The 4,024-nt window shown below is 75.2% G+C and carries 4 protein-coding genes; 3 read left to right on the forward strand and 1 reads right to left on the reverse strand.

Features of this window, described 5'->3' with window-relative positions:
- Positions 1–7 precede the first annotated feature (7 nt).
- Positions 8–961 carry a MoxR family ATPase gene (locus NH602_RS28940; RefSeq protein ID WP_073574079.1) on the reverse strand — a complete coding sequence of 318 codons (954 nt, stop codon included), beginning with the start codon at positions 959–961 and terminating at the stop codon, positions 8–10.
- A 662-nt stretch (positions 962–1,623) separates the two neighbouring features.
- Between NH602_RS28940 and mraZ the strand changes: the two genes are divergently transcribed.
- The 3 genes from mraZ to NH602_RS28955 form a co-directional block, all read left to right on the forward strand.
- Complete coding sequence (gene mraZ / locus NH602_RS28945; RefSeq protein ID WP_043276508.1) at positions 1,624–2,055, forward strand: division/cell wall cluster transcriptional repressor MraZ; 432 nt, start codon at positions 1,624–1,626, stop codon at positions 2,053–2,055.
- 394 nt (positions 2,056–2,449) lie between these two features.
- Positions 2,450–3,448: a 16S rRNA (cytosine(1402)-N(4))-methyltransferase RsmH gene (gene rsmH / locus NH602_RS28950; protein WP_253069463.1), complete on the forward strand. Its 999-nt coding sequence runs from the start codon at positions 2,450–2,452 to the stop codon at positions 3,446–3,448.
- Between the two features lie 64 nt (positions 3,449–3,512).
- A partial coding sequence (locus tag NH602_RS28955) for a hypothetical protein (RefSeq protein WP_161152117.1) occupies positions 3,513–4,024 on the forward strand: 512 nt, incomplete at its 3' end.

The following is a 4,024-nucleotide window of genomic DNA, read 5'->3' on the forward strand; positions in this document are numbered from 1 at the left end:
CGCCACCTCAGCTCCGCGGCGGGGACGGCACCGCGACCCGCGCGACGGCGGCCCGCACCAGGTCCGCCGGTGTCCGGCGGGCCGCGACCCCCTCGGGGCCCAGCACCAGCCGGTGCGCGAGGACGGGGACGGCGACGGCCTGGACGTCGTCGGGCACGACGTAGCCGCGCCCGGCGGTCGCCGCCCAGGCGCGGGCGGCCCGCAGCAGGTGCAGGGTCGCGCGCGGCGACGCACCGAGGCGGACCTCGGGCAGCCGCCGCGTCGCCCCGACGACCTCGACGCAGTAGCGGCGCACCTCCGCCGCGGTGTGCAGGCCGCGGACCCCGGCGATCATCGACCGCAGCGTGCGCAGGTCGGTCACCGGCCGCAGCCGCTCCAGCGGGTCGGTCGAGCCGTGCTCCTCGAGCATCGCCAGCTCGGCCGCCGGGTCCGGGTAGCCGACCGAGACGCGGACCGTGAACCGGTCCTGCTGGGCCTCGGGGAGCGGGTAGGTGCCGTCCATCTCCACCGGGTTCTGGGTGGCGACGACCATGAACGGGTCACCCAGCGGGTAGGTGCCGCCGTCGACGGTGACCTGGTGCTCGGCCATGCACTCCAGCAGCGCCGACTGGGTCTTGGGTGAGGCCCGGTTGATCTCGTCGGCGATCACGACGTTGGCGAACACCGGGCCGGGCCGGAACTCGAACTCCGAGGTCTGCCGGTTGTAGACCGACGAGCCGGTGATGTCGCCGGGCAGCAGGTCCGGGGTGAACTGCACCCGGCTCACCGCCCCGTCGACGGCCCGGGCGAGTGCCTTGGCCAGCGTGGTCTTGCCGACGCCCGGCACGTCCTCGACGAGCAGGTGCCCCTCGGCGAGCATCGCGACCAGGGCCAGCCGGATGGTGTCGGGCTTGCCGACGATGATCCGGGCCATCGCGGCGGCGATCCGGCCCGCCGCGTCGGCGACGGCGGCGGCGTCCATCGGCTCGGGCGCGTAACCGGGGTGCGCACCGCCGGCCTCGGCCCGGCGGAGGGGACCACCGGACGGCGACGGGACGGGTGGCACGGAGGGCGCGGACGGCGCGCTCGACGACAACGGGCCTCCTCAGGAGACGGCTCGGGTGACCCCAGTCTGTCAAACGTCCCCCGATCGGGACCGGGCGCCGCCACCCGGCCTCGACCCGCTGCCCCGTACGGCCGAACGCGACGCGCTCCGGGTCTCGCCGGCGGCCCCGGGCGGAAGGTCCCCACGAGGTCCTCCCACGGCGCCCCACGGTGGTTCCCCACGCCGCTCCGCCGCGCGGCCGCCGATCCCCCACCGCCCCCCACCCGGGCTCACCACGGTCCCCCACCGTCTCCCCACCCGTTCCCGCACCGGATGACCCGATCGGCCCGGGAAACGTCTCTGACCAGGGACGACGCCGGCGGGGGAGCGGTGGGGCGCAGGTGCGGCCGGAAACGGCCTCCGGGCGTCGCGCGACCGGGTGGCGCGTCGCGCGCCCCCACTGCCCCCCACCACCTCTGACCTGCGAAAACATCGGACCGGTGGTCGGAGATCCGCCCGTCTCGGGTTGACGGTGGGTGAGTGTGGGGTAGTGTGGTGATCGCTGGGACGAACAGGGGTCCCAGGTGGAGGTGGGGTCGGTGTTCCTCGGCACCTACACCCCGAAGCTGGACGACAAGGGGCGGCTCACGCTGCCCGCAAAATTCCGCGACGAGTTGCGAGGCGGCTGCATGATCACGAAAGGGCAGGACCACTGCCTCTACGTGTTCACCCGTGACGCCTTCACCGAGATGGCGCGCAAGATCGCCGCGGCCCCGCTGACGAACGAGTCGGCGCGGGTGTTCCAGCGGAACCTCTTCTCGGGCACCGACGAGCAGAACCCCGACGGCCAGGGCCGGATCGCGATCCAGTCCGAGCTGCGCCGGTACGCCGGACTGTCCAAGGACTGCGTGGTGATCGGCGCGTTCACGCGCGCCGAGATCTGGGACGCGCAGGCCTGGCAGGAGTACCAGGAGCGGCACGAGGACGAGTTCGCCAAGGCCCAGGAGGAGGTTCTGCCCGGGCTGTTCTGAGTTCCGCTGGCGGGCGGGACGACGGACGGCGGCAGTACCTGAGCAGGACAGCACGACCGACAGCGGACGACACCACCGTCGCCGCCCCGACCCGGGTGCCGTGATCGAGTCGGCCCTGGCACACCTTCCCCGGTGCCAGGTCCGTCTCGGCACGGCCCCCGGGTGGGGACGGCGCCGGCGCCCACCCCGACTGGGGAGTTCGGGTGGCGCGGTGGCGCCCGCGCGTCTTCGGGCGTGGAGCGGACCGGTTGTGGGAGCCGGCACGCCACACCCACGGACATCGACCCTCCCGGTCCCGGCCCCCGTGGCCGGGACCGGGTACGGCCGCCGCACCGGCGGCCCGCACGACACGCACGCACCACACGGGGACGGACGGCGCACCGGGGGGTGGGACGTGGACGGTACTTCCGGCGACGGCGCCACCCCGCGCGACGAGCGCGCGCCCGGTGACCGGCACACCCCGGTCCTGCTGGACCGCGTCTCCGAGCTGCTCGACCCCGCGCTGCGCGACCGCGACGCCGTCTACGTGGACGCCACTCTCGGCATGGGTGGCCACGCGGCGGCGCTGCTGGCCGCGCACCCCCGGCTGACCGTCGTCGGCATGGACCGCGACCCGCAGGCCCTCGAGCTCGCGGGCCGCAGGCTGACCGCCTACGCCGACCGGCTGCACCGGGTGCACACCGTCTACGACGACGTCGCCGGCGCGCTGGAGCAGGCGGGCGTGCCCGCCGCCGACGGCATCCTGTTCGACCTGGGCGTCTCCTCGCTCCAGCTCGACGAGGACGCCCGCGGCTTCTCCTACTCCCGCGACGCCGACCTCGACATGCGGATGGACCCGACCACCGGGCCGACCGCCGCCGACGTCCTGAACTCCTACACCGCCGGCGAGCTGCGCCGGATCCTGCGGGAGTACGGCGAGGAGCGGTTCGCCGGGCCGATCGCCAACGCGATCGTCCGGACCCGGGAGAAGCGCCCGTTCACCCGCAGCACCGAGCTCGTCGAGCTGCTCTACGGCGTGGTCCCGGCCGCGTCCCGGCGCACCGGCGGGCACCCGGCGAAGCGGACCTTCCAGGCACTGCGCATCGAGGTGAACCGCGAGCTCGAGGTCCTGCGCGACGCGCTGCCCGCGGCACTGGACGCGCTCGCCCCGGGTGGGCGGATCGTCGTCCTGTCCTACCACTCGCTGGAGGACCGGATCACCAAGCGCGTGCTCGCCGAGCGCGTCCGCTCGCGGACCCCGGTGGACCTGCCGGTGGAGCTTCCCGGACACGGACCGGAGTTCCGGCTGCTCAGCCGGGGCTCCGAGCAGGCGTCCGACTCCGAGATCGCCCGCAACCCGCGGGCCGCCCCGGTACGGCTGCGCGCGGCGGAACGCGTGGAGGACGGGCCGTGAGCACCCGTGGCACGGATCCGAGCACGCAGGCAGCACCGGCACGGCGGAGAGGCAGGAACCCCCGATGAGCACACCCGTCATCGAGCGCCCGGGCACCCCGGGCGGTGGCCGGCAGCGGCCCGACACCCGCCAGAGCCGTCGTACCGCGGCACCTCCGCGGATCCCGGCCCAGCGCGGCCCCGGCGACGCCCGACGGGTGGCCGACCAGCGCCGCCGTAGCGCGGCCAGGGAGAACACCGGCCGCGCGAAGTTCGTGCTGGTCGTGATGGTCCTGCTGGTCTCGGGCCTGATCGCGACGCTGTGGCTGTCGACCGCCGCGGCGGCCGACTCCTACTCGCTGCAGGCGGCACGGGAGCGGACCGCGTCGCTCACCGAGCAGTCCGAGGCGCTCCGCAAGGAGGTCACGGTGCTGCAGAGCCCCGGCTCACTCGCCGACCGCGCCGCGGCTCAGGGCATGGTCCGGGTGACCGACCCGGCACGCCTGGTGGTCGCACCGGACGGACGCGTCGACGTCGTCGGGGAGCCGAGTGCCGCCGTCGCCGCGGCGCCGCCCGCCCCGCCCGCCGCCGACGCACC

The sequence above is a fragment of the Pseudonocardia sp. McavD-2-B genome (assembly GCF_024124365.1).
Lineage (GTDB): Bacteria > Actinomycetota > Actinomycetes > Mycobacteriales > Pseudonocardiaceae > Pseudonocardia > Pseudonocardia alni.

Bases quoted from the DNA above. Each gene is read 5' to 3' on its own strand.
- NH602_RS28940 (WP_073574079.1), bottom strand. From the start codon at position 961: ATGGACGCCGCCGCCGTCGCCGACGCGGCGGGCCGGATCGCCGCCGCG.